A 24,072-nucleotide genomic window follows, 5' to 3' on the forward strand; every position below is an offset into this window, starting at 1 on the left:
TCCTGTTATGTAAGAAAGATATCATAGCGCACTGATGAGCGGGCCAGCGGTAATTGTCCCGCTGGCCCGGGACATCAAAAGCCCGCGCGGAAGTCGGCCCAGACCTGCAGCCAGTCGTCGTATGTCGCGAACTCTGTAGAGGTCCGCGGCGGTTGACCGTACACCTTCATCGTCTTGAACTGTTGGTCGAAGTTGTCGTAGTCGAAAAGAGCTTTCGTACCCGCGTCCATCAAGGCGGGCGCCTTTTTGGAAACAGCTGCTGCGACGGCGGTCTTCGAAATGGATGCCTGGATTTCCGGCTCAAGTGCCTCATTGATGAAGGCGTGGGCGGTCTCGATGTTCTCGGCGGTCTTGGGAATAAACCAAGCGTCCGCCCAAACGGCTGCGCCCTCCTTCGGGTAGACCGCAACCGTCTTGACGTTCTGTTTGGCCGTTTCGAGCGGAACGGCGCTCCAGACACAGAAGCATGCGGCGATTTCACCGGAGGCGAAAAGCGAGATGACGTCGCCGTTCGACGAGGCGAAAACCTTCGTCTGATCGCGGTAGGGCTTTAGCTTCTCGAAGCAATCGCCAAGCTCGTCCTTCGTCAAGTTCGGGAACTTTTCTCCGTAGCCGGTGACCTTCGCGATCTGGGGCCAAACGGTGAGCGGATTGTCGAGAAACGCAAGTTTCCCGGTGAGTTCCGGACGGAGGAGGTCCTCGTAGCTTTTCACTTCGAAGCCGGTCAGTTCCGGATTGACGACGATCGTGTCCAGACCCCAGACCCAAGGCATGGCCCAGTTCTTGCCATCCCAGTACCACATGTCACCCTCGTAGAACGGGGCGTAGATGTCGTCCTTATTGTAGTTGGGGATCTTGGAGACATCCAGCTCCGTAAGGACACCCAGCTCATTGTAGATCGCGTTGTAGCCGTTGGAGTACTCGGCGAGGTCGAGGCGAACGGCGTTGCTTCCGACGATCTTTGCGGTGACGTCATCTTGGTTGCTCATGATGGCAGCGCGCATGGTGATGTTGTTAGCCTTGCGCCATTCCGCGGTCTCGGTCTCGAGCGTATAGCCTTCCCAGGCCATCACTTCGAGGTTGCCACCGACGGCGGCACGTGCCTGGGGTACCCAGGCTCCAAGCGTGGCACCGGCTGCAATGGCAGCCGTACCCAGCATGAAGCTGCGGCGGGCGAGCATTACCTCGTTAAAAAGATCTGCGGTTCGGGCGGACGTGATTTCTTTCTTGTTGTGGTCTTCATGCTTCATAACAGGGCTCCCAGTTCGAATAGGTGAAGAGTGAATATTCCCGTGAAATTTTCTTATTAGTGGCCACGCGGCCCGGGCCGCGTGGCTGGACTGCAGGACGCGTTACTCGGCTGCAGCGAGCGTGCCCACGTGTTGACGCAGCTTTGGCATGACGTCGGTCGAGAGGAGTTCCATGGAGCGCTTGTGGATGGCGGGGCGGTCCCAGTCCTTCTGGGTCATCATGAGAGAGCCAAACGGACCGCCAACTTCGTCGACGAAGGCAACGAGCTTGTCGAGAACTGTTTTCGGAGAGCCCGAGAGCACCATCCAGTCGAGGCAGTTCTGCACCGTGATGTCGCTGTCCAACGTGTTCATCGAAGGCTTGAGCACGCCGAGGAGCTTGAACGCCTTCATATCTTCCACGATGTACTCGTAGTACCAGCGGTAGGAAGACGTGCCCTCGGCGAGGTAGTCGGCCGCTTCCTGATCGCTGTCGGTCACGAGCAGCGAACGTGCGATACGCCACTTGTTGCGGTCAGGGCGACGGCCGGCCTTTTCGCAGCCCACGACGTACTGTTCCCAATGGGTTTTGACGTTGGCGACCGGGGTAAAGTTGGCAGAGACGATGCTCCAGCCGTTTTCGCCCGCCTGGCGCGCGCTGCTTGAAGATGGGCTCATCACCGAGATCGCCAGCTCGGGGAACGGCTGCTGATACGGCTTAAGCATCGGACCGAAACCGAGGCTGGGAATGAGCGTATTCTCGATAACCACGTCCCAGTATTTGCCCTTGATGTTGTAGGGCGGGTTCTGCGACCAGATCTGGTGCATGATCTTGATGGATTCGGTGGTCATTTCGGCGCGGTTCTTTTCCTGCGTGCCGAACAGTTCCATATCGGTCACGAGACCGCCCGGGCCAACGCCCATGATGAAACGGCCTTCCGAGAGATGGTCGAATTGTGCGATCTGGCCGGCGAGACGTGCCGGATGGTGCTGCGGTAGGTTCAGGACCCCCGTGGCGAACTTGATCTGCTTCGTCGCATGGATCAGCGTACCGAAAAATTGAAGCGGGTCGGCAATCGGTTCGCAGGAGCAGCTAATGTGCTCGCCAACCCAAACTTCCGAGAAGCCGAGACGGTCGGCGAGGATCACTGCTTCACGATCCTGTTTCAGGAGTTCAGTGAAGTTGCGCCGCTGATCGTGCAGGGGCATCATAAATAGACCGAGGTCCATTTGGTATCTCCTCTAGAATTGAGATCGGCCTGTCCGATCCTCGCATATTCATGAGCAAGCGATATGCCACGCTGGAAATAGCTGCGGAATCAGTACGTTAACGAACAAACCTGACGAGTCTCACTTTTCCAGTGCGGTCTCAGGTTTGAGTTTCAATATTGAGAGCGCTTAGTCTTGAGACAGTCTTACGGACGAAATAACGGGGCCCGACATACGCCAGGCCCCGGTTTGTTCAAGCTGTCCTGCGACCGCTGGAGGTCGGCGTCTGCTGAACCAATTCCGCAACGAGTTCCGCCGTCGCCGCTGACAGCGTCCAACCAAGATGACCGTGTCCGGTGTTGTAGAAAACGTTGGGACGGCAGCCCTTTTTTATCCGTGGCATCATGTTCGGCATCATGGGGCGAAGGCCCGCCCAAGGCACGACGCGGGATGTCGAGGCCTCTGGAAAGAGCGTGCGCACCCAATCTACCAAGGGTTTGATGCGATCATGTCTAATATCGCGATTGATACCGTTGAACTCCGCCGTACCGGCGACTCGGAACCGGTCGTTTCCAAGACGGCTCGTGACGATCTTTGCCCGGTCGTCGAGTAGGCTGACCCAGGGAGCGCCGTTCTGGCTTCGCTCGTCATCGAGATGAACCGTGATCGAGTAGCCTTTTACCGGATAGACATTTATTCGATCGCCGAGCATCCCAGCGATTTTCCTGCTGCCGACGCCAGCACATACAACCACGCCGTCAGCCGTCAGGACGTTGCTTGAGCTTCCAGGGTTTTCGGCAGGCTTCCAGTAAACAGTCGTGCTTTCTCCGGATTCTACCCGTTGGATTTCCGTGTCGAAAAGGAAATTCACGCCGCGTTTCATACATGCCTTGGCAAGGCCGCGCGTGAATTTGTGGATGTCTCCTGTGGAATCCGACGGCGTAAAGAAGCCGCCGTAGAAATTACCGACCAACGCGGGTTCGATCGCCTTGATTTCCTCTTGCGATACGGATCTCCGGTCCAGGCCGCCCTCGGTCAGCATCGCGTTCACCTTGCCGGCATAATCAAAGCTCGGTTTGTCATAGTAGACATGGAGGATGCCCCGCTTTTCGAGGTCGAACTCAATCTTCTCGCGATCGGCTATTTCGAACATGTGCTGACGCGCAGCGATTGCGAGCCGCGTAGTCTCGATCGTATTGGTGCGATATCCGCCTATGCCCCCCACAAATTCCCCCATCCAGGAATATTTGTGCCAGCTCGGGGTAGGGTTCATGAGAAGCGGCGCGTCGCTTTTGAGCATCCATTTGATGCCTTTCAAGACCGTAGACCAATGATTCCAGACCTCAGCATTGCTTGCAGAAAGCTGTCCGCCATTGGCAAACGAGGTCTCCATCGCGGGATAACGATTGCGGTCGATAACGGTAACGTCGAAACCGCGGCGTGAAAGCGCGTAAGCAGTTGTCACGCCGGTAATACCGGCGCCTAATACAGCGATATGGGGCACTTTTGTCTCCAACAGTTGGTGCCGGGGCTTCGCCAGCCCCATAGCCCCCAATCTGTCTTTTTACCTGAGAGCTTTTCCCCACGGGGGTCCCCTTCGGTGGACGCGAGCGCCTCTCTCCAGATCGTTCAAACTGTGCAGTCTTGGTTGCCTGAGAGTTTCCTGGGGGGTTGCTCCTTCGGCGTGGCGTCGGTGCCATCTCTCCTGCACGGCCTTCGAACACCCTTAGGGTACTCACATGTTTGGATCTTGCGCAAGTCCTTCGTATCGGAAATTATTAAATTGGCACACAAATTGCATCTACATAACAAATAACCTTAAAGGATTGATTATGCGTGATTTTTCCGTATACGTGGAAAACGCCGTGCCGCCCGGGTCCCCCTACTTCGTCTCGGAACCCGCTGTTCTCAAGGCTTTAGGAGCGGTAGCGGGATTTGCAGAAGTGCGATCATTCAACGCTCAATTTCCCGACTACCAGGCGCTAGAAGCCGCAGACTATTTCGTCGGCTCCGGATTCGATACCGCGCGCCTCAAAGTCCACGGCAAGCGCCTGCGTGTGGTTCATTGCACAAGTGCTGGCGTCGAGAAGTATATGCCGCTCGACTGGCTTCCGAACGGAGCGGTCCTGACAAACAGCAGCGGCGTACACGCGAAGAAGGGCGGCGCTTTCGGCTTAATGACCGTTCTCATGTTGTGCGAGGGCGTGCCGCGACACATTCAAAATCAGCGGCTCCATCGCTGGGACAATCGCCTCGCGACGGGGATCGATACGAAGACCATAGTCTTCGTAGGTTTTGGAGCGCTCGGCACCGCGATTGCGGACCGTTTGCGCCCGTTCGGCCCGCGGATTGTAGCAGTCACCCGTTCAGGTAAGACCAGTCCATCGGCCGATGAGGTATTCACCGTCGCAGATCTTGACCAGGCGCTTACCCTGGCCGACTGCCTTGTCGTCAGCTGCCCTCTCACTGCCTCGACCAAGGGGCTCATCGGTGAAAAGCAACTGGCCCTGATGAAACCAGGCGCGTCTTTGTTCAACATCGCGCGAGGTCCTCTCGTCGATACGGGGCCCCTCATCAGGGCGCTCGTCGATGGCCGTCTGAGCGGTGCTGCGCTGGACGTCTTCGACGAGGAACCCCTGTCGGCCGACAGTCAGCTGTGGGATGTACCCAACCTGATCATCTTCCCGCATATTTCCTGTGACGACGCCGACGGATACGTCGACCGTTGCCTTTCGATCTTCGCTGACAACATTGGCAGGGACCTGCGTGGCGAACCCTTACGGAATCGTGTCGATGCGACCGCAGGATACTAACCCCTAGGAGAATATGATGACCGATTCCTATCTCGAAGCACTTGTCCTATCGCACGCAGGTGCGTTGGACGCTTTGGCTGCGGCGGTTTCGAAAGCCGCGGAAATCTCGGTTCCGCAGTGCATTTGTATCGTTGACGCCAGCGGCGAGACGATCGCCAGTCTCCGTATGGACGGAGCAAAATACCTAAGCATGCAGACAGCGAAGGCTAAGGCCCGCACATCGGCGTCCATCCGCAATAAGACAGGCGGCATGACACCCGAATTCAGCATTGCCGCCGGAATTGCCACTGGCGGCGGCGTCACAAATCTGCCCGGCGGTCTGCCGATCAAGTTCAGCGGCAAGCTGGCGGGTGCAATAGGAGTGGGCTCCGGCACTGGAGATCAGGACATCGAAGTCGGCAGGGCTGCTCTTGCGGCTATAGGGGCCGACCCCGTCGAATGAACCGTCGCGCGGGCCGGGTGTCTACCGCCCCGCGCGTTCGAAGGAGGCGAACATGCTTGCACTTGAAGAAACGGACTTGCTGGTTCCCGAAGAATGCGCCCACCACCATGGATACGCAACCACCCTCGCAGAACAGGTGGAAGTTCGAGGTGTGGTCGTTCATGGCGCTAAGCTCGGACGTGCAATCGGCTTCCCGACGGCGAACATGAAGCTGGGCGGATGCTGTAGGCTCGCGCCAGGGATTTATGCGGTGCGATTTCGGGATGGCTTCGGAACCGTTCGCAATGGTGTCGCCAGCTTTGGCCGGCGGCCGACAGTCGTCGACGACGGCGAGTTGCTATTGGAGACGTATGTCCTCGATTACGCCGGCGATCTTTACGGCCAGACATGTCAGGTGACATTCATCGAGTATTTGCGTCCCGAGACAAAGTTCGACGGTCTTGAGGCAATGGTCCAGCAGATCGATCTGGACGTGGTGATGGCCAGGGAGGTTCTGCGGAAAAGAAAAATCTCGCTGGGGGATGAGATTACGGCACGGGGCCGCAAAAAATGAAATATCACCAGATCGAGGCATTCTACCAAGTGATGTTGACTGGCAGCATCTCGAAGGCCGCGAAGAATCTCGGTCGCACTCAACCTGCCGTGAGTATGACGATAGCGACACTTGAAGAGCAGCTGACAACCACGCTGTTTGACCGACACGCAGGACGAATATCACCGCGCGCCGAGGCAGAGGTGCTATTCCAGCAGGTGAGCCCGGTGATGGCTCAATTGAACGACATACGTCACCATTTCGGCCGCCTTACCTCAATCGAGGTACCAAGGATATCGATCATATCCTCCGGGAATGCGGGAACCCACCTTGTTCCAACCGCAATTTCCAAGATTGCGGCTGGGGGACAGCAGTTTCGTCTCATGATCGGGACCTCTGCCTCCATCGTATCGGAGATGGAAAACCAACTTCACGACATCGCGTTGACCGATGAGGGGGCGTTCGAAGTGTTGACGAATTCACCGCTGTTCGAGGTCGAGGTCTTCAACATTCCCGTTTACGCCGTCTCGCCACGCGGTCTGATCTCGACGCAAGGCGATACCCTGCTGACTGAGGAGATCAAAGGCTACAACGTCTGTACGCTTTACGAGGAGAATCGATCCAGTCGACAGATTCGGTCGAAAATCGCGCCCCCCAAGGTGGAATTTTCCAACTTCTTCCCGATGGCATGTTTTGCCATTTCGAACGGCGGCGTTGCGGTGGTCGACAATATCACGTGCGGCGCTATGAGAGCACTCACCAACGGGAGCCTGGATGTCGTATACCACCGGATATCCGACGCATCTCCGTCCCACTACTATCTGATCCGTCCGAAATATCGACCGAGGTCGAAAGTGGCGGACAAATGCTACGGCAGCCTCAAGACGGCCTTGCTGTCATACGAGGACATCTCCCGACCCGATCGGACCTAAAGCTCTCCGCGCGCCTGGTCATAAGCTTCACTCATGGAGGCATAAAACCTTCGGTTTTGCTGTCGATTTCGCAATGCGGGATGACTGTAGTGCGCTCGGCGGCGCACTTGTGCGGATTGACGCAGCAAGAGCCTCGCTGCCCCACAAAACTCGTTGACGGGCCGGGATTCGGACACAGTCACCATCTGGGCAACAACCATGAAAATCTTTAAACACATAGCGTCGGCGGCACTCTCCGCTGCGATGTCCGTCGGCGTGTCCTTCTCCGCCTCGGCCTGCCCTTTCATCGATCCAGGAGAAAGGCGTCTTCACGGTCGCGACTGAAACGGCCGACGCGCCGTTCGATTTCGTCCAGGACGGTAAGATCGTCGGTTACACTCCGGACGTGATCCCCATAAGTGCCGCTGATATCCCCATAAGAACTTCAATTTTGCGAAAGTTCCGATGTTGGGTGATGAATTGGTTGCCGCCGGAGCAGGCGAGCAGACAGGGGCGAAAGCCTCTTCTGGACATGAGCGTTCCGATTAAATCTCAGTATCCAAGCCAAGGTATCTCGATACCTTGCACGAAGGAGTGCAGCCATGCGTGTAACTAATATCCGGGCGTACCGGATCCCGACCGGCGGTGTGCGCCCGGTGCTTGTCGAAGTCGTAACGGATGAGGGAGTTTCCGGTTGGGGCGAAGCTGCCGTGGCATACGGCCTCGGTGCTCGCGGTGCAGCCGGCATGGTCGCCGACTATGCCGCGCGCGTTATCGGTGCGGACCCGAACTATCCCCGCCATGTCTATCACGCGATCTACGACAACTCTTTCTGGACCAAGGGCGGCGGCGCGATCGCCTTCGCTGCGGTAAGCGCGATCGACCAGGCGCTTTGGGATATCAAGGGCAAGGCTGCAGGCGTCCCAGTCTATGACTTCTTCGGAGGCCGCTTCCAGGACACCGCACCGGTCTATGCGAACGGCTGGAACTACCATTGCAATGACGCCACCGAGTGGGCCAAGGCCGCCGAGCGCCCGCTCAAGGATGGCTACAAGATGCTCAAGAGCTATCCTCTTGCAACGCAACAGCCGGGCCGTACGCTGACCCACGTCCAGCGCCGCTCGCTTTCCGCCGACGAGTTCAAGCGCGCTATCGATCGTATTCGCCTTCTCAAGGATGTCGTCGGTGATCAGGCCGAACTGCTCATCGATCTTTCAGGTGGCGTCAATAACGACCAACTGGTTCGAATCCTCGACGTCTGCGAAGAGCTCAAGGTCTCCTGGGTCGAGGAGCCCCTTGACGCATTCAACCTCGCGGGCCTCAAAAACTTGGCCGCTCGATACAAGTTCCCGATCGCCGCCGGCGAACGCGTCTATACCCGCAACGGTTTCAAGAACCTCCTGGATTCCGGCGCTATCGACGTTGTCATGCCGGACGTTGGCAATTGCGGGGGCGTGTTCGAACTGGTCCAGATCGCAGCGATGGCAGAGGCATACAACGCACGAATGTCTCCTCATAACTGCGCGTCGTCTCTCTGTACGGCCGCTACGCTTCAGGTCTGGGCCGCTTGCGCCAATGCAATGGACCTCGAAATCTATCCTTACCTGCCGGAGTCCCAGGGCTACGTTCAGGTTCTGAAGAATGCTCCCGAAGACCGCATCAAAAACGGCTTACTGGAAGTCGGATCCGATCCGGGCCTCGGCGCGGACGTCGATACCGAACGCCTCAAGCCATATTGCTGCTACGACTACCTCGAAGAAGCCGCTTAATGAAAAACATCCTCGGTCTCGGGGCGACCAGCGTCGTCCCGAGGTCCAGGATGACCGAGCGCCGCCTGACTTACCGAGACAACTTCGGTCCGATTCCTGACCTTCAATTTCTTGAAGACCGTCTTTAGATGCCACTTCACGGTTTCGAGGCCAATTTTGAGATCCGATGCGATTTCCTTGTTGGTCATACCGTGCTGCACACGACTAACCACCTCGCGTTCCCGCAGTGTCAAGGATGATGTCCCGAACGGTTCATTGTATCCATGTTGGCGCTCGACCTGAACCGTTGCCAGAGCAGCTGCCAGCCTGTGGAGATAATCCGTCGAAACTCGCTTGCTGTTATGGTTCTGCAAGAAGGCGATTACTGATTGCGTCAGTGTGATTGCCCCTGCACCGCAGTCAATGAACGGGCGGATGACATCTCCAATCTCGCTTTGCGCAAGAAGGCTGGTCATCAATTCCATTGCCACGCCACGTCTGCCTATCGCTAGTAACGAAACGGCGTACTCGATCCCCGCTTCCAACTCGGCTGGCTTGTCCCAAGCGAAGCTATGCATCTGAAGCTGGAAAATTTCAGCTGCCTGATGAGGCTTGTTCTCAGCGATGAGGAGCCGAGCCTCGCACATTCTTAGCAGTCGCCAGCCGTAAGATGTCGGCGACCTGTCCGTCGGTGGCCGGGCCTGAACCATACCTCGGAAACCCGTCATGAGAGTACGGGCTTGTGCTAGTCGAGATTGGAGTAAATTGAGCCTTATCTGTTCAGCGATGCAAACGGTTCTAAGGCGCAGCCAGTCTCGCTTTCGACCTACCGCGTCCCCGCGTTCAAGAAGTTGAGATGCCGATTTCCAGTCGCCGCGCGAGACCATGATGCGTACCAAAGTCAGATAGCAGGCGATCAGACCTTCAACAAAGCATGTTTGCTCAATGAGATCGAGGTGACCTGAAAGCAGCGACTCCGCTTCGAATAGATCGTTGCGCTGGTAGCGCACGAAGGCCAGCAGGCTGGCTGCCAGTACAGCAGGCGCGGTATCGCTCCCAGTGACCCTCTGCGCCAGGTCAAGCGCCTGCCGGAGCCGTGGTTCTGCCTCGTCGAGCCTATTCTCGGCCACGTCGCACAGAGCCAGCAGGCAGGTTCTGCAAACGACTGAGAAGGACAGCGCCGGTTGGTCAGCTTCGCTGGGCAATGGCTGCAGAGAATCGCGGGCGAGAGCGATGTTGCCGCCCATCAAGTGCCCATGAATCGTGGCATTGCCCACCACAAGAACAGACCAAGCCTGTGAAACGGAATTACGAAATTCATCAGCGAGAGCCAGTAACGTGGTGCCGTCATCCGACATATAAGCGATGAAGATCAACAGGCTTTTCCGATAGTCGGATAGCTCGTCGATAGCGGGATCGGACGGTGACGCCGCAAGCAGATTTTCGATCATGCCTGCGATCGACCTCGCGTCGTCCAGTCTCAAGCTGAGAGCATAAGCCGTGCCCGCGGCTGCCAGCAACGCGCCATCTCCCATCAGTTGGCCCACAGAAATCTGCCCCAGCCAGCCGAGCACCATGGAAAGATTGCCTTTCGCGACTTCTTCGAGCGCGCATCGTCGAGCCCATTCCAGCGCCTGAAGTGTATTTCCGGCTGAGAAGGCATGCTGTACGGCGAGTTGCCAGTTACCGTTTTGCGCGAACCACGCGCTGGCGTGGGCATTCCGCAGCTTTCCGTCTTCGTTTAGCCTTTCGTCCAAATAGGTCCGCAAGTACTGGCGAAACTGTGGATGAAGCACGAACCGCGTGCCGCCTTCATCGATGCAATTCGCGAATAGTTCACCAGACCGCAGCCGGCGAAAGAGATCTTCGATGCCTGCAGCGCCGGCCACGGTCCTACACACAGGTAAGCTCAGTTCATCGAGCATGGATGTGCGGGCCAATAGAGCTAGCTGTTGCGGTGTAAGGTCAGTTTCCACGCATTCCGCAAAAAACTCTGCAAACTCTGCGGGCAATTGTGCAAGGGCTGCCAAGGCGTCCTTAGTTCGTTTGTAGCGACCAAGCATCGTCGCGGTCATTCTCAACCCGGCCGGCCAACCGCGCGTGATGGCGGTAATGAATTCATGGTCAACGAGATCTATCGCAGCCGGATGTTTAGTATGCAGAAATCGCACCAATTCTTCCGGATCGTAGCGCAGTTGCTCATGGGAAAGTTCGAGCAGTTGGTTTGCGACACGTAGATTGGCAATCGGTATCCGGGGACGCCTTCGGCCGGAAATGACGGTGCGCAGGTGATCCGGCCCATTATCGATGAGGTGGGAAATCACTTCATCCACCCCTTCACCGCTGTCGAGACTGTAATTGTCGAACATGAGCCAAACCCGTTCCGGCAGGAGCGACATTCTCTCGATCAACGCATCGAGGCTCGCGCGCCAAGAACGCGGGTCGGCAAGCTCTTCACCGAGGATTGCCTGTTGCAACAAGCGAGAGAGCGACGATGGATCATTGTCGCGCTGGTCAAGCTCCATCCAGGCGACACGTTCTCCCTGAGTTAGCAGGACTTCACGCCATTGCCGTAATGTGACGGTTTTTCCGTAGCCAGCGGGCGCAGTGACGATTGTGACGCGCGTGCTGGATGCCGTCGTCAGGAACTGCTTTAGCCGCGGGCGCGCCATCTCTTTGAAGTTGATCGCGCGCGGTGCCAGTTTCGTGTGAGGAACCGCCGTCATCATTACCTCCCACTTCGCTTGTAGGCGTCTCTAGCGCCTGATCTAGATCCCCCCGCGCACCGTGGTCCGTTGTTTCAGGGCGCGTCTACCTCACGTCACCTATTACCTCATCTCACCCCCCCATTCGAGGGGGGGATAGCCCTTTCTAACGGTGATAGCGTTTTGAGCACGGCAAGAGGGATGGTTTGCTGGTGGGGTGGAGCACGTGTTGCTGCAGTTGATACTGGATTTTTTTTGGGCATTCTCGGCGCTGGCGCTCATCTCCCTAAGCCTCGGGCTGATTATGGGGGAGCTCAAAATTGTCAACATCGCCCAAGGGGACATGGTAATGGTCGGCGCGTATTGCATGTACGCGATGCGCGACATGCCGTTCTTGGCGGCGCTCGGGTCGACCGTCGTCATTGGCCTCTGCCTGGGCTTTATCCTTGAACGCTTTGTGCTGCGTTGGGTCTATCACCAAGGCTTCATCGCAACGTTGCTTGCGACGTGGGGGATCGGGCTGGTCCTGCAGCAACTTGTTTCAGTCGCCTTCTCCATATCCCAGAAGGGCGTCGACATGCCGGTCACGACGTCGGTCGAGGTTCTAGGTGTCACCTATCCGCTCTATCGTTTGCTTGCCGGCGCGGGGATGCTGACGATAGTCGGTCTTGTCATTCTTCTGGTCTATAAGACAAATATCGGACTGCGGATTCGCGCCTCCATCGACAATGTGGAAATGGCGTCGGTTTTCGGGATAGCGCCGCAACATGTTTTCACGCTCGTCTTCGCGATCGCGTCGGCCATGGCGCTGCTTGCGGGTGCTCTGGTTGCTCCAACGCTTTCGATCACCCCCACAATGGGATTGAGCTTCATCGCTCCGGCATTCTTTAGCGTCTTGATCGCACGGGAGGGGTCCATCCTCGGCCCAATCATCGGAGCCTCCATTGTTCAATTGCTGCTCATCATTCTGAGATGGCAATTCCAGGTGACGATCGCAGACGGAATCCTTTTTGCGCTGCTTGTGATCATCGTGACCGTCTGGCCGCGCGGAATAGCATGGAAATTCAAAAAAAGGGGAACATCACATGGAACTCAGCAAACTTGATATGATGGGCTCGAGAACTCTCTCTCGGCGTGGACTGTTGAAGGGAGCTTTCGGCGCCGCTGTGACGGCGGGCATTGGAGGAGCATGGACGGGACCGTCCCTCGCCAGCGGGTTCACGGCAGACCGCTCTTTCAAGATTGGCTTTATCGCCCCGCTCACTGGTCCGATTTCTCCCGAAGGTGAGGCGATGCGGCGTGGACTGGAACTCGGGCTGGCCAAGATCAATGCTTTGGGCGGTTTGGGCGGGAAGCCGGTCGAGATGGTCACCCAAGATAACCAGTCCCAGCCGTCCATGGCCAGCATGCTCGCCAAGAAGTTCATTCAGCAAGAAAAGGTAGATCTGATTGTTGGCACGGTAACCTACGATGAGACTACCGCGGTCCGAGGGATCGCCTCGATTTATGGCACACCCTTCGTTCAGTTAGAGGCGGGTAACTATGCAGCTGCCGGCAACAAGGCAGACAGCTGCGGCGGAAGCATGATTCCGCTTGGCGAAACCGTGCCGCAGATGGTCGATCCAATCATCCCGTTTATGACTAGTCGCTTCGGTAAGAAGTGGGCCTTCGTGGGCAGCGACTATCAGTTCCCGCGGGACTATACGGATTATGCCAAGGTGAAGCTCGTCGCAGCCGGTGGCATGGTCGTGGCAGAAGAATTTGCTCCATTGGGTACCGCAGACTGGTCGAGCGTCGTATCGAAGCTCAAGGCGGCCGCGCCCGACGTCGTGCTCTCCAGCGTTGTCGGCGGCGATGCGATCGCCTTCATCAAGGCTGCAGATAGCCTAGGCCTTCTAGCCAAGACAAAGATTACTGGAATTTCACTGCAGCCCGAATTTTATCCGGCACTGGGCAGTGCCGTTGATGGCCAGTTCACGGTGGCGAGATATACACCCGAAATCAACAACGAACGTAATGCCGAGTTCATCCGGGAGTATAAGAAGGCCCACGGCGATGGGCCAATACCGTCGGTCGCGTCAGCAGCGTTCGACTGCTGGAACTTTATCAGAGCGGCAGTTCAACGCGCCGGATCATTTGATGCAGATAAGGTTCTTAGCGCATTTGACGACCTCGAGGTGCAGTCGATCCTCAGCGAGGATGCGCTCAAGGCTGCCCCAGCATCTCGGGCGGTCGACTACCCCATGTATGTCTGCGAAATCCTCCCGGGGGGAACTTGGAAGATCGCTGAGAGTGCGGGCGTGCTGCCTTCAGGGCTGACCTGCTGATCGGCAAAGGAATTCAGTGAATTGTGCGAGCCGGTTCGGACGCACATCAGTGCGATATCCCACCCAGTCAATTGCCGGTCGTTCGAGTGTAATCGGGTAGATGAATTGGTCACCATGATGCCTAAACTAATGTCCAACGGGGGCTATGCTGCCGTGCTTGGGGCTTCGATGCTTGCCTTGGTCCCTTTTCTAATGGGCCCATTTCAGGTCGAGCTCGTGGCCTTGGCGTTGTTGTACGGTCTTTTTGCTTTCGGACTTGACATCGCATGGGGGCGAGCAGGCATCGTATCCATCGGTCAAGCGATCTTCTTCGGTTGCGGCGCCTATGGTGTCGGGTTGGCAGCCAAGTTTGGCATCTGGACTGGTTGGGGCTTTGTCGGCGCGATTTCGGTGTCCTGCGTCATTGCAGCCGCCGTGGGAGGAGCCGGGTTGCGGCGCGCTTCCAGCCCCTCGACAATGGCCGTGCTGACGCTGGCATTGGCTTTGCTCGCCGAGAAGGCAGCCATAACCTGGGTTGGCGTGACAGGTGGTAGCAACGGTCTGTTCGTCGCCCCACCCAGTGACACAAATATGTATTATTGGAGTACGCTTGGGGTCATCGCGTCGGTGGTTCTCCTCACCAAGTCATGCATCCTCGACCGCAGGCTTGGCAACCGCCTTACCGCGATCAGGCTTAACGAGCAGCGCGCCGAACATCTGGGTATCGAGATTCATTCGACTCGCGTTATCGCCTTCGTGACCGGCGCCGCCATTGCGGCGCTTGCAGGAGCGATGGCAGCCCCTCTCATCACCACCATCACTCCCGACAGAGTCGGCATCCTGTTGTCGACGCAGGCACTCGTTTGGGTGGCACTGGGCGGCAGGGGAACCTTGGTTGGACCCTTCGCTGGCGCTCTTCTTGCGGTCTACGGCCAGGACGCCCTGGCGGGTTCCGTTGGGGACTATTATCTCCTCATCCTCGGCGTCCTTTTCGTGCTCAGCGTCCTGTTCATGCCACGCGGGATCGTCGGCTTGTTTGAAAAAGGCGAGCATGTCGCTCCGGTCAAGCCACAAGACATGGGCAAGCCCGGGTTAGCTAAGGACACGGGTACAGCCGGTATTAGCCTTGAGACGCGCGATCTTGTTGTCTCTCTGGGTGGATCGACCATCATCAACAAACTCGACCTTTCTATCCGGGCTTCCGAGATCGTTTGCGTTATCGGTCCGAACGGCGCAGGCAAGAGTACCATGCTCAATGCTGTCTCCGGGCTCCTGCCATCGAGCGGCGGTTCGATCCTGTTGAAGGACAGGAACGTGACTGAAACGTCGTCGAGCACCAGAGTTCGACTCGGGCTGTCACGCACATTTCAGGTGCCAAGCTTGTTTCCGGAACTCACCGTAGGTGACCACATGATCCTTGCGCGGCAAGAGGGAGGCGCGAGCGAGGTGCAGCCGGAGCGTTACCGGAGACTGGAGAAAACCCGTTGGGACGTGCCGGTGGGAAAGCTGTCCCTTGGCGAACGCCGTATGCTCGAAATCGCCATGGCTTTGGCAAGACGACCAGATGTGCTTCTGCTTGATGAGCCGGCGGCCGGGCTCGCTCGCAATGAATCCGAACTGGTCGTCGACGACCTGAAAGAGCTACGACAAAAAACCGGCTGCGCGATTGTTTGCGTCGAACACGACATGGAACTGGTGCGGAAGCTTGCAGACAGGGTCATCTGTCTGCACCAGGGCCGGATATTGAAAGAGGGCACAATGGACCAGGTTGCCGCAGATCCTGAAGTTCGGCGCTCCTATCTCGGACAGAGGTGACAATGTTGCTCGATATCAAGGGTCTCTCAGGAGGCTATAAGGACATAGAGATTGTCAGTGAGGTGTCGTTCACGTTGCGCGAAGGCGAAACTCTTGCGCTGCTCGGGCGCAACGGAACAGGCAAAACGACACTCCTCAGGACGATTATGGGTCTCGCCGACCGAAGCCGCGGAACTATCTCAATTGACGGCGTTCCTTTGCCACCACGGTCGCCCGCAAGCTTGGCCAGGGCCGGAGTCACGTTCATCCCAGACACCCGCGGCGTCTTTCCACGCTTGACTGTCGGCGAGAACCTTCGCTTGGCCAGGATGAACGCATATCGGCCCTGCATGCTAGACGTCTTCTCCTACTTTCCTGACCTGGTGCGGCGGTCCGATCAGCTCGCTGGGACACTTTCTGGCGGCCTCCAGCAGCAGGTTGCGATTTCCCGCGCATTGATGACGGGTGCCCGGCTGATCATTATCGACGAACTCACGCAGGGACTGCAGCCATCAATTGTCGAGCTGCTTGTCGAGGTGCTTGTCTCGGTCTCGGCCCAGCAGGGCATAGCCCTTCTTCTCGTCGATCAAAATCCGAAACTGGCCATGAGCATCTGCAGGCGGGTCATGGTTTTGGATCATGGTCGTCTGGCGATCTCGGGCAACTCCTCAGAGCTTTTGGCAGATAACCGGCTGACGGACCTCCTCGTCGTCTGAATCTTGAAAAGAAATGGAGCTTAACGTGAATCCCATCGGTGCCGGAACAAGATCGGGTGTATTCCAAACAGCGACCGAGATGCTGAGCCAAATGCGCAGCGGAGCGATAAGCGCGGTCGAATTGCTCGACCAGCATCTCGATCAGGTGCGTGCCGTGAACCCCGAGATCAATGCCATCGTGGCCATCGACGAGGAAAGAGCTAGGCTCGAGGCGAGATTGGCAGACGAGGCGCGCGGACGTGGCGAGGACAAGGGCATCCTTCAAGGACTGCCTATGACAATAAAGGACGTATTCAGCGTCGCTGGTATGCCCGTAACCGGAGGTCTGCCGCATCTGTCTGGCTACATGCCAGAGAGTGACTCGGAGGTCGTCACCGCTCTTCGCAACGCTGGCGCTGTCATATTCGGTAAGTCGAACGTGCCGGAAGGCGCGGGTGATCATCAGTCCTACAATCCGATCTATGGCACCACCAACAATCCTTGGAATCTTTCCAGAACGCCCGGTGGATCGTCAGGCGGGGCCGCAGCCGCGCTTGCTGCGGGCATGACGCCTCTTGAGATCGGCAGCGACGTCGGCGGCTCGATACGATGCCCAGCGCATTTCTGCGGCGTCTACGGTCACAAATCCAGTTACGGCGTGGTGCCCGTGCAAGGCCACGTGCCGCCTGGCCCAAATACTCTGCGCAAAGCCGAAATGCTGGTCGCAGGACCGATGGCACGCGATCCCTACGATCTGGACCTTCTGTTCGACGTCATCTCGCGACCGGCGGAACGTTCGCGAACTGCCAGCCATTGGCCCCTTCCGGAACCCCGACACCAGCGGCTCGAAGATTTCCGTGTCGGGGTTTGGCTCGACGAAAGAACCTATCCGGTTGATACCGCATATGCGGACGCGATTGAGGGATTGATAAAGGATCTTGAACGGCTGGGTGTGAACGTCCGGGCCGCGCGGCCCGATGTTGATACCGACGCGTCCGCGAACACCTACTTCAACATGCTGTTTGGCGAGTTCTGCGCAAGTGCGCCACAGAAAATGTATGTTGACAGCAAGACCGCGCGCGAGGCGGTCGGCGGCAACAACGGTCGCTATGGCGAATGGATTGCCGCCGCAACGGTGCAGGATCTAAGGGCTTGGCAAGGTCATCTTGAGCATCGAGAGCAATTGAGAACGATCTGGGGTGCCTTTTTCCGCGACTGCGATGTTCTGATCTGCCCTGTCATGTCGACCGTTGCCTTTCCGCATGACCATCACGGAGCAGACCATGTTGCACAGCTCGCGCGTACAATCGATATCAGCGGCGAAAAGCGACCCTATCTTGACAATCTCAAGTGGCCGGGCTTGATCACCGTGGCAAGCCTTCCATCCACCGTCATTCCTACACGACGCTTTATCGGCGGCTTGCCTGCTGGCGTCCAAGTTGTCGGCGATTTCCTTGACGATCGCACGACTCTGCGCTTTGCTCAGTTGTTGCACGACCGGGTTGGGGGCTACGAGATGCCGGCGAGATGATCTATGTCACCGGTCCTGAGTGTTATCGCATTGGCCTCGCGGGATAGGTACATAATTCGGAGCCGTGATTGATCCAATCTTACCTCCTCCGTCTGGCCGTAGATCATGACGGCCCCCGCTCAGCTATTTGAAATCGAAGCGTGGGCGTTGACTGGAGGAGAATGCCGACGCGTCATGGCAAGTCCGGCTCGGGTGCATGCACGCTACGGCATCAGCCTCTTCGAGTAGGCCAACCATGCGCGCTCCATCGCTTCGGCGCGGATGCTCATTGGTCGGCATATAGTCGAGGTACTGATCTGGCGATACAAATCTAACGATGCCTACCTGAGTGTGCATCGCCTTCGTCACCTCGATTTACCGTCCGTGCCAATTGCCGCGTAGGGTTCGAGCAGGTCTTTTTGGGAAAGTTCGAAACGTCGACGTCCTCACTTGTGAGATCGCTGTGAGCAAGTGATGGCCCATCAGATCGATCGACCGGGATGCACGCAGCATCCCGGTCGTCAACCTTCAAAATGGATAGTGCTGATGTGGGTCTTCGATGGTGATCCAGCGAAGATCGGTGAATTCAGCAATCGCCGCCTTGCCACCGAAGCGGCCATAGCCGGAACCTTTGACCCCGCCGAAGGGCATCTGAGCTTCATCATGCACCGTCGGGCCGTTGATGTGGCAGATGCCGCTTTCGATGCGCGCAGCCACCGCCATCGCCCGCTGAACGTCGCGGCTGTAGACAGAGGCGGAGAGGCCATATTCGGTGTCGTTGGCGATGCGGACCGCCTCGTCCTCATCGCGCACACGGATGACGGGCTTGACCGGGCCAAAGCTCTCTTCGTCGTAAGCACGCATGCCCGGCTTCACATTGTCCAGCACCGTGGCCTCAACCACACTGCCGGTTCGCTTGCCGCCAGCAGCCACTTTGGCACCCTTGCCCGTCGCGTCTGAAATGAAGGCATCCATCTTCTCGGCAGCGACCGGGCTGACCAGCGAACCAAGCACGACATGGCCACGCGGATCGCCCGCCGGGAGTTTGGTGGCACGGGCGGCGAGCTTGGAAACGAATTCGTCGGCAACCTTTTCATGCACGATCAGCCGCTCGGTCGACATGCAGATCTGGCCCATATTGGCGAAGGCGCCGAAGATCGCGCCATTGACGGCGGCATCGATATCCGCGTCGTCGAGCACGATCATCGGCGCCTTGCCGCCAAGCTCGAGAAGGGCGGGCTTGAGGTTCCTGCCGCAGAGTTCGCCGATGATGCGGCCGACCTTCGTCGAGCCCGTGAAGTTGACGCGCTTGACCTCCGGCGCCAAGATCAGGGCTTCGACGACAGCAGCGGCATCTTCCGGTGCGTTGGTAATGACATTGACCACGCCGGCGGGGAAGCCGGCTTCGAGGAACGCCTTGCCGATGGTGACGTGCACGCCTGGGCAGGATTCCGAGGCTTTGAGAATTACGGTATTGCCGCAGGCAAGCGCCACGGCGAGTGCGCGCACGCCGAGAATGATCGGCGCATTCCAGGGTGCAATGCCGAGGCAAACGCCGGCCGGCTGGCGGATCGCCATCGAGAGCGTGCCGGGCTTGTCGGACGGGATAATCTCGCCCTGGATCTGAGTCGTCATAGCAGCGGCTTCACGAAGTATGCTGGCGGCCAGCATGGTGTTGAAGCCGGCCCATGCACCGGTGCCGCCTGTTTCTGCTGTCAGCAACTCCGTGAAATCGCCGACCTTTGCGGCAAGCGCATCGGCCGCCCTGTTGAGCAGCGCACGGCGCTCGCCCGGGCCTGACTTCGACCACGCCGGGAAAGCGGCCTGCGCAGCCGCGACCGCGGCCTTGACGTCGTCCAGGCCCGATGCGGGCGAGCGGGTCGCCACATTGCCGGTGAAGGGATCGATACGGTCGAACGTCCTGCCCGAAATGGCCCCGACCAATTTGCCGCCGATGATCTGTTGAATATCCATTGGTGATTCCTCTTTCACTTAAATCCAAGTACGTCGGCATTGATCGACGCTTCGAGACCGCCATCCGCGGCGAGATTGGCACCATTGATCCAGCGCGCCGCATCGGAGGCGGCGAAGAGGATCACGGGAGCGATATCGGAGGCGGTGCCCGCGCGGCCGGTGCGGCTGATGTCTGAGTCCACCTTCTCGTCGCCCAGGACATCACGGAACTGTTTAAGGATCGGCGTCTCAACCGGGCCGGGGCTCACCGCATTGACGCGGATGCAATGCTCCCTGAACAGCGGTTGATGCGCGGCAATCTGCGTCCAGAGGATCAGCAGTTCCTTGGAGAGAGGATAGCCGATCTCGTCGCGCACCTCATTATCGGCCATGACCTTTGCGATGTCAGGAAAGCCCTGGACGCCCACCATCCGTTTCGCCCGGTCGAGATTCCCGCGCCAGCCGTAGCCGGCGATGGAGGCGACATTGACTACAGCGCCGCCCTCGCGAATATTTGGCGCCAGCGTCTCGCTGAAATGCCTGAGGCCGTAGAAATTGATTGCGAGCGTGATGGCCGCGCCGCCCGTGCCAGAGACGCCGGCGACATTCAGCAAGGCATCGAAGCGCTGCGGCAACTGCCGGACGATTTCGGCGATGCCGTCCGGGTTGGAGATGTCGCCCTTGAGGAAGGCGCCGTGGGTCGTGGGCGGATCGCTGATGTCGATACCGATCACATCGGCACCCTGGGCGATGGCGAGTTCGGCGGTTCGGGCGCCTATGCCCGATGATACGCCGGTGACGACGAGGGTTTTTCCAAGCAACATGTTTTACTCCCTGATGGATTGGTTGGGGATCTCCAAACGATAGCCAACTGGCATCAGCGAAATCCCGAAACGTGTTTCGATCTCGCCCCAGAGGCCACGCGGCAGGAGCAGCGAGAAGAGAAGGGCGACAAGGCCGAGGCCAATCAGGTACCAGACGCCGAGCGCCCCGAACCAGGTCTCGATGACGAAGAAGATCACTGCGCCGAGGATCGCGCCCTCGAAGCGTCCGATGCCGCCGACCAGGACCATGAAGATCATGTAGGCCGTCCACTGGACGGAGAAATAGGTCTTGGGCTGGAAGCTCGTGGCGCTCGCCAGCCAGAGCGCACCGGCGACGCCGGTGCCGAAGGCGGCAAGAACGAAGATGATGCGCTTGGTCCTGACCACATCGATGCCGAGCGAGCCGGCCGCATCCTCATTGTCGCGAATCGCCTGGATCGCAGCTCCGATATGGCTGCGCAGCAGCGTGAAGAGGCCGATCAATAGGCCGGCCATCGCGATCAGGGCCAACCAGTAGATGATGTCGCGCCGGGCGCCAGCATCATAGGCATTGAGCGAGATTAGCGAGCGGCCGGTTTCGCCCTGGATCAGGCTGTCGAGATTGACGCAGAGATGGGTGAGCGCCGAGACGACCCACATACCGATCGCGAACTCACCGCCCTTGAGCCGTAGCATGACCAGCGACAGCGGATAGGAAACGGCTGCAACGACGAGGCTGGCGAGGATCATCGACATAAACGGATCGATATCGGATTCGGCGAGGCGGACGGTGAAGTAGGCGCCGAGGCCGAAGAAGACCTGCTGGCCGACCGAGACCAGGCCTCCATAACCCGCCAGCGCATTCCACATCGCAGCCATGATGACATAGATGAAGAGCGCCGTGAGGCGATCAACCGCGCCGGCGCCGAGCACCCCCGGCAGCACGGCGAAGCCGAGAAGCACGATGGCAGAGAGCCAGGCGGCCGTCCGCGACGCGCGGGTCCAGCGATGGACCATCGAGGGTGTGACGACGGTGCTCATGCGGTACCTCCTTGAGCGGTCCGCCTCGCCAGGAGGCGCGCGGGCAGCGACAGCAGATCCGGGAAGATCAGCCTCGTGAACACGATGATCAGGAACACGGCATGGCCCGCGATCAGGAAGCCGAGCGGGTGGAGCGAGGCGCCGAATGTCTGGGCGATGCCGAGGATGATGCCACCGGCCAGCGTACCCCAGAGCGAGCCCGCACCGCCGATGACGGCCGCCTCGAAGGCAAAGAGAAGCTGCGGCGCGCCGGAATAGGGTTCGAAGGTGGCGCGCATGGCAAGGAACATGCCGGCGATGGTGACGGTCACCAGCGTGATCGCGGCGGCTGCGGCATTCACCCGACGGGCGTCGATGCCGACGAGGCCTGCAGTATCCGGATCCTCCGCCGTGGCACGGATGGCTCGGCCAAGTTTGGTGTAGGTCAGCATGATTTGCAGGGCCGCGAGCAGTGCCACCGCAGTGACGAAGATCAGCACCGGCAGTTTGCCGACATAGAGCCCGCCGGGAAGCTCCCAACTGTCCCAGGAGAGGTCGCCGATGGAGTTGGCGAGGGAGCGGGTATCGGCGCCGAACTGTTCAAACAGTGTATTGTCGATGACCATGGAAAGGCCGAAGGTGGAGAGGATCGGCAGAAGCTGGCCGCCGCGGGCGCAACGATCAAGGATCAGGCGCTGGATCAGCCAACCGACGACGGCCATGACCGCGACTGAGATCAGAAAACTTGCCCAAAGCGGCAGGTGGGTGTGTTCCGTCAGCAGGAAGATGAGATAGGCGGCAGCGACGGCGAGGCTGCCGTGTGCGAGGTTGATGATGCGCATGACGGAGAACATGAAGGAGAGGCCGCAGGCGATCAGCGCATAATAGCCGCCGAGCAGGATGCCCTGGAGAATCTGGTTGGTCATGCGTGAGCCCTCCCGGCCGTGGCTCGCTTGAGCCCGAAATAGGCCTCCGTCACCTGCTCCCTCGTCAAATCCGTCGCCCTTCCTTCGAGCACGGCCTTGCCTTCCAGCATGCAGATCACCCGGTCTGCCACACTCATCGCGCGCGTCAGATCCTGTTCGACCAGGATGATCGTGGTGCCGGATGCGATCAGCCCTTCGAGCGAGGCATAGACGCGATCGACGATGAGCGGTGAGAGGCCGAGCGAGACTTCGTCGAGTAACAGGATGTCCGGGTTGCTCATCAACGCGCGGCCGATCGCGGTCGCTTGCTGTTCGCCGCCGGAAAGATGGCCGGTCTTGTGGTCGAGGCGCTTCTTGAGGTTCGGGAAGATCTCGATGATCCGTTCGATAGACCAGTCACCTGTGCGGTCGGCCATGGCGCCGAGCTTGAGGTTCTCAGACACGGTCATCGAGGCGAACATTCGGCGGCCTTCGGGTACGAGCGAGATGCCGCGCCTGACGCGCTGGTGGGCGGGGAGCGCGGTGACGTCCTCGCCGTCAAGCATGATCCGGCCGCCATGCACGGCGTGGGCGCCGGCGAGCGTGCGCATCAGCGTCGTCTTGCCCGCGCCATTGGCGCCGACCAGCGCCAGTGTCTCGCCCTTGGCGATGGAGAAGGAAAGGCCGCGCACCGCTTCGAGCAGGCCGTGGCGGGCGGTGAGATTTTCTACCATGAGCGTGCTCATTTCGGGCCGCCCCCGAGATAGGCGCGAATGACTTCCGGGTCGGTCATGACAGCCTTCGGTTCGCCATCCGCGATGATGCGGCCGGCATCCATGCAGATCAGCCGGTCGACCACCTGCAGCAGCACATGGACGATGTGCTCGATCCAGACCACGCCGATGCCGCGGCGGCGCAGTTCCTGGATGGCATGGACCAGCTCCTGTGCCTCGGAATCGGTCAGCCCGCCGCCGATCTCGTCGAGCAGAATGACTTTGGGTCCGGTCGCGAGCGCCCGCGCCAGTTCCAACCGCTTGCGGTCGAGCAGGCCGAGTGTTTCGGCGCGGCGGTTGGCCACAGCGAGCATGCCGCAGAGCGTCAGCGAGTCGATGACCCGCTCATAGGCCTCGTCGCGACTCTGCACGTTGCCATGCGCGGCCGCGACATAGACATTCTCGAATGTTGTCATGCCGGAGAAGGGTTTGGGCACCTGATGCGTGCGCACGAGCCCAAGCTTGCAGCGCTCGGCCGCCGGGAGCTTGGTGACGTCGCGTCCTGCGAACATCACCGATCCCGCACTCGGCGGATAGGCACCAGAGAGTGTTGCGAGCAGCGTGGTTTTACCGGCGCCATTCGGTCCGACAATGCCCACGGACTCGCCCATGTCCATCGAGAAATCGACATTTTCCAGCACTGGTAAAGCGCCGAAGCGCTTGGTGATGCCGCTCGCCGAGAACCGACTCTCGCTGGTTCCTTTTCCGCTTTCCACCAGCATGC

20 protein-coding genes and 1 riboswitch are annotated in these 24,072 nt (G+C 58.9%); of the genes, 10 read left to right on the forward strand and 10 right to left on the reverse strand.

Annotation, left to right across the window (positions count from 1 at the left end; genetic code table 11):
- Window positions 1-74 precede the first annotated feature (74 nt).
- From ACST81_RS25350 to ACST81_RS25360, 3 genes are all read right to left on the reverse strand, one after another.
- A complete protein-coding gene (locus ACST81_RS25350; protein WP_142859761.1) occupies window positions 75-1,250 on the reverse strand; it encodes an ABC transporter substrate-binding protein in 1,176 nt (391 codons plus the stop codon).
- Window positions 1,251-1,352: 102 nt separating this feature from the next.
- Window positions 1,353-2,459, reverse strand: coding sequence for an LLM class flavin-dependent oxidoreductase (locus ACST81_RS25355; RefSeq protein ID WP_142859759.1), 1,107 nt, complete (start codon window positions 2,457-2,459; stop codon window positions 1,353-1,355).
- Window positions 2,460-2,691: 232 nt separating this feature from the next.
- Window positions 2,692-3,942, reverse strand: a complete 1,251-nt coding sequence (locus tag ACST81_RS25360; RefSeq protein ID WP_142859758.1) for a D-amino acid dehydrogenase — start codon at window positions 3,940-3,942, stop codon at window positions 2,692-2,694.
- A gap of 125 nt (window positions 3,943-4,067) precedes the next feature.
- A riboswitch (glycine riboswitch) is annotated at window positions 4,068-4,156 on the reverse strand.
- A 114-nt stretch (window positions 4,157-4,270) separates the two neighbouring features.
- Here ACST81_RS25360 and ACST81_RS25365 point away from each other — a divergent pair.
- From ACST81_RS25365 to ACST81_RS25385, 5 genes are all read left to right on the forward strand, one after another.
- A complete protein-coding gene (locus ACST81_RS25365) occupies window positions 4,271-5,251 on the forward strand; it encodes a D-2-hydroxyacid dehydrogenase (protein ID WP_142859756.1) in 981 nt (326 codons plus the stop codon).
- A 16-nt stretch (window positions 5,252-5,267) separates the two neighbouring features.
- Entirely contained in the window at window positions 5,268-5,693 is a 426-nt protein-coding gene (locus ACST81_RS25370) for a GlcG/HbpS family heme-binding protein (RefSeq protein WP_142859754.1), read from the forward strand.
- A gap of 52 nt (window positions 5,694-5,745) precedes the next feature.
- Window positions 5,746-6,246, forward strand: coding sequence for a riboflavin kinase (locus ACST81_RS25375; protein ID WP_142859752.1), 501 nt, complete (start codon window positions 5,746-5,748; stop codon window positions 6,244-6,246).
- A complete protein-coding gene (locus ACST81_RS25380) occupies window positions 6,243-7,157 on the forward strand; it encodes a LysR family transcriptional regulator (protein ID WP_142859750.1) in 915 nt (304 codons plus the stop codon). The genes ACST81_RS25375 and ACST81_RS25380 overlap by 4 nt, the downstream gene beginning before the upstream one ends.
- Window positions 7,158-7,738: 581 nt before the next feature.
- Entirely contained in the window at window positions 7,739-8,905 is a 1,167-nt protein-coding gene (locus tag ACST81_RS25385; RefSeq protein ID WP_142859748.1) for a mandelate racemase/muconate lactonizing enzyme family protein, read from the forward strand.
- On the opposite strand, the gene ACST81_RS25390 is transcribed toward ACST81_RS25385, so the two are convergent.
- Window positions 8,902-11,613: a LuxR C-terminal-related transcriptional regulator gene (locus tag ACST81_RS25390; protein WP_142859747.1), complete on the reverse strand. Its 2,712-nt coding sequence runs from the start codon at window positions 11,611-11,613 to the stop codon at window positions 8,902-8,904. The two genes, ACST81_RS25385 and ACST81_RS25390, sit on opposite strands and share 4 nt — an antisense overlap.
- Window positions 11,614-11,818: 205 nt before the next feature.
- Here ACST81_RS25390 and ACST81_RS25395 point away from each other — a divergent pair, with 205 nt between their 5' ends.
- From ACST81_RS25395 to ACST81_RS25415, 5 genes are all read left to right on the forward strand, one after another.
- On the forward strand, window positions 11,819-12,694 hold the full coding sequence (locus ACST81_RS25395; RefSeq protein WP_161991863.1) for a branched-chain amino acid ABC transporter permease: 876 nt from the start codon (window positions 11,819-11,821) through the stop codon (window positions 12,692-12,694).
- Entirely contained in the window at window positions 12,675-13,916 is a 1,242-nt protein-coding gene (locus tag ACST81_RS25400) for an ABC transporter substrate-binding protein (protein WP_142859743.1), read from the forward strand. The genes ACST81_RS25395 and ACST81_RS25400 overlap by 20 nt, the downstream gene beginning before the upstream one ends.
- A 168-nt stretch (window positions 13,917-14,084) precedes the next feature.
- Window positions 14,085-15,710 carry a branched-chain amino acid ABC transporter ATP-binding protein/permease gene (locus tag ACST81_RS25405; RefSeq protein WP_161991862.1) on the forward strand — a complete coding sequence of 542 codons (1,626 nt, stop codon included), beginning with the start codon at window positions 14,085-14,087 and terminating at the stop codon, window positions 15,708-15,710.
- 2 nt (window positions 15,711-15,712) lie between these two features.
- A complete protein-coding gene (locus tag ACST81_RS25410; RefSeq protein ID WP_142859740.1) occupies window positions 15,713-16,405 on the forward strand; it encodes an ABC transporter ATP-binding protein in 693 nt (230 codons plus the stop codon).
- Between the two features lie 25 nt (window positions 16,406-16,430).
- Window positions 16,431-17,915: an amidase gene (locus tag ACST81_RS25415; RefSeq protein WP_236774513.1), complete on the forward strand. Its 1,485-nt coding sequence runs from the start codon at window positions 16,431-16,433 to the stop codon at window positions 17,913-17,915.
- A 507-nt stretch (window positions 17,916-18,422) separates the two neighbouring features.
- Here the strand turns inward: ACST81_RS25415 and ACST81_RS25420 are convergent.
- From ACST81_RS25420 to ACST81_RS25445, 6 genes are read right to left on the reverse strand one after another with little or no spacing between them, the layout of a single operon-like run.
- Window positions 18,423-19,868, reverse strand: a complete 1,446-nt coding sequence (locus ACST81_RS25420; RefSeq protein ID WP_142859736.1) for an aldehyde dehydrogenase — start codon at window positions 19,866-19,868, stop codon at window positions 18,423-18,425.
- Window positions 19,869-19,882: 14 nt separating this feature from the next.
- Complete coding sequence (locus tag ACST81_RS25425; protein ID WP_269703747.1) at window positions 19,883-20,671, reverse strand: coniferyl-alcohol dehydrogenase; 789 nt, start codon at window positions 20,669-20,671, stop codon at window positions 19,883-19,885.
- Between the two features lie 3 nt (window positions 20,672-20,674).
- The gene (locus tag ACST81_RS25430) at window positions 20,675-21,691 is read right to left on the reverse strand and encodes a branched-chain amino acid ABC transporter permease (RefSeq protein WP_269703745.1); all 1,017 of its coding nucleotides are present in this window, start codon (window positions 21,689-21,691) and stop codon (window positions 20,675-20,677) included.
- The gene (locus ACST81_RS25435) at window positions 21,688-22,596 is read right to left on the reverse strand and encodes a branched-chain amino acid ABC transporter permease (RefSeq protein WP_142859730.1); all 909 of its coding nucleotides are present in this window, start codon (window positions 22,594-22,596) and stop codon (window positions 21,688-21,690) included. Before ACST81_RS25435 ends, ACST81_RS25430 begins: the two co-directional genes overlap by 4 nt.
- A complete protein-coding gene (locus ACST81_RS25440; RefSeq protein WP_269703743.1) occupies window positions 22,593-23,321 on the reverse strand; it encodes an ABC transporter ATP-binding protein in 729 nt (242 codons plus the stop codon). Before ACST81_RS25440 ends, ACST81_RS25435 begins: the two co-directional genes overlap by 4 nt.
- A complete protein-coding gene (locus tag ACST81_RS25445; RefSeq protein ID WP_269703741.1) occupies window positions 23,318-24,070 on the reverse strand; it encodes an ABC transporter ATP-binding protein in 753 nt (250 codons plus the stop codon). Before ACST81_RS25445 ends, ACST81_RS25440 begins: the two co-directional genes overlap by 4 nt.
- Window positions 24,071-24,072 lie beyond the last annotated feature (2 nt).

This window comes from Pararhizobium sp. O133 (assembly GCF_051669845.1).
GTDB lineage: Bacteria > Pseudomonadota > Alphaproteobacteria > Rhizobiales > Rhizobiaceae > Pararhizobium.

Bases quoted from the DNA above. Each gene is read 5' to 3' on its own strand.
- ACST81_RS25380 (WP_142859750.1), top strand. From the start codon at position 6,243: ATGAAATATCACCAGATCGAGGCATTCTACCAAGTGATGTTGACTGGC.
- ACST81_RS25405 (WP_161991862.1), top strand. From the start codon at position 14,085: ATGCTTGCCTTGGTCCCTTTTCTAATGGGCCCATTTCAGGTCGAGCTC.
- ACST81_RS25365 (WP_142859756.1), top strand. From the start codon at position 4,271: ATGCGTGATTTTTCCGTATACGTGGAAAACGCCGTGCCGCCCGGGTCC.
- ACST81_RS25420 (WP_142859736.1), bottom strand. From the start codon at position 19,868: ATGGATATTCAACAGATCATCGGCGGCAAATTGGTCGGGGCCATTTCG.
- ACST81_RS25425 (WP_269703747.1), bottom strand. From the start codon at position 20,671: ATGTTGCTTGGAAAAACCCTCGTCGTCACCGGCGTATCATCGGGCATA.
- ACST81_RS25350 (WP_142859761.1), bottom strand. From the start codon at position 1,250: ATGAAGCATGAAGACCACAACAAGAAAGAAATCACGTCCGCCCGAACC.
- ACST81_RS25375 (WP_142859752.1), top strand. From the start codon at position 5,746: ATGCTTGCACTTGAAGAAACGGACTTGCTGGTTCCCGAAGAATGCGCC.
- ACST81_RS25370 (WP_142859754.1), top strand. From the start codon at position 5,268: ATGACCGATTCCTATCTCGAAGCACTTGTCCTATCGCACGCAGGTGCG.
- ACST81_RS25390 (WP_142859747.1), bottom strand. From the start codon at position 11,613: ATGATGACGGCGGTTCCTCACACGAAACTGGCACCGCGCGCGATCAAC.
- ACST81_RS25400 (WP_142859743.1), top strand. From the start codon at position 12,675: ATGGAACTCAGCAAACTTGATATGATGGGCTCGAGAACTCTCTCTCGG.
- ACST81_RS25355 (WP_142859759.1), bottom strand. From the start codon at position 2,459: ATGGACCTCGGTCTATTTATGATGCCCCTGCACGATCAGCGGCGCAAC.
- ACST81_RS25435 (WP_142859730.1), bottom strand. From the start codon at position 22,596: ATGACCAACCAGATTCTCCAGGGCATCCTGCTCGGCGGCTATTATGCG.
- ACST81_RS25440 (WP_269703743.1), bottom strand. From the start codon at position 23,321: ATGAGCACGCTCATGGTAGAAAATCTCACCGCCCGCCACGGCCTGCTC.
- ACST81_RS25445 (WP_269703741.1), bottom strand. From the start codon at position 24,070: ATGCTGGTGGAAAGCGGAAAAGGAACCAGCGAGAGTCGGTTCTCGGCG.
- ACST81_RS25430 (WP_269703745.1), bottom strand. From the start codon at position 21,691: ATGAGCACCGTCGTCACACCCTCGATGGTCCATCGCTGGACCCGCGCG.
- ACST81_RS25385 (WP_142859748.1), top strand. From the start codon at position 7,739: ATGCGTGTAACTAATATCCGGGCGTACCGGATCCCGACCGGCGGTGTG.
- ACST81_RS25410 (WP_142859740.1), top strand. From the start codon at position 15,713: ATGTTGCTCGATATCAAGGGTCTCTCAGGAGGCTATAAGGACATAGAG.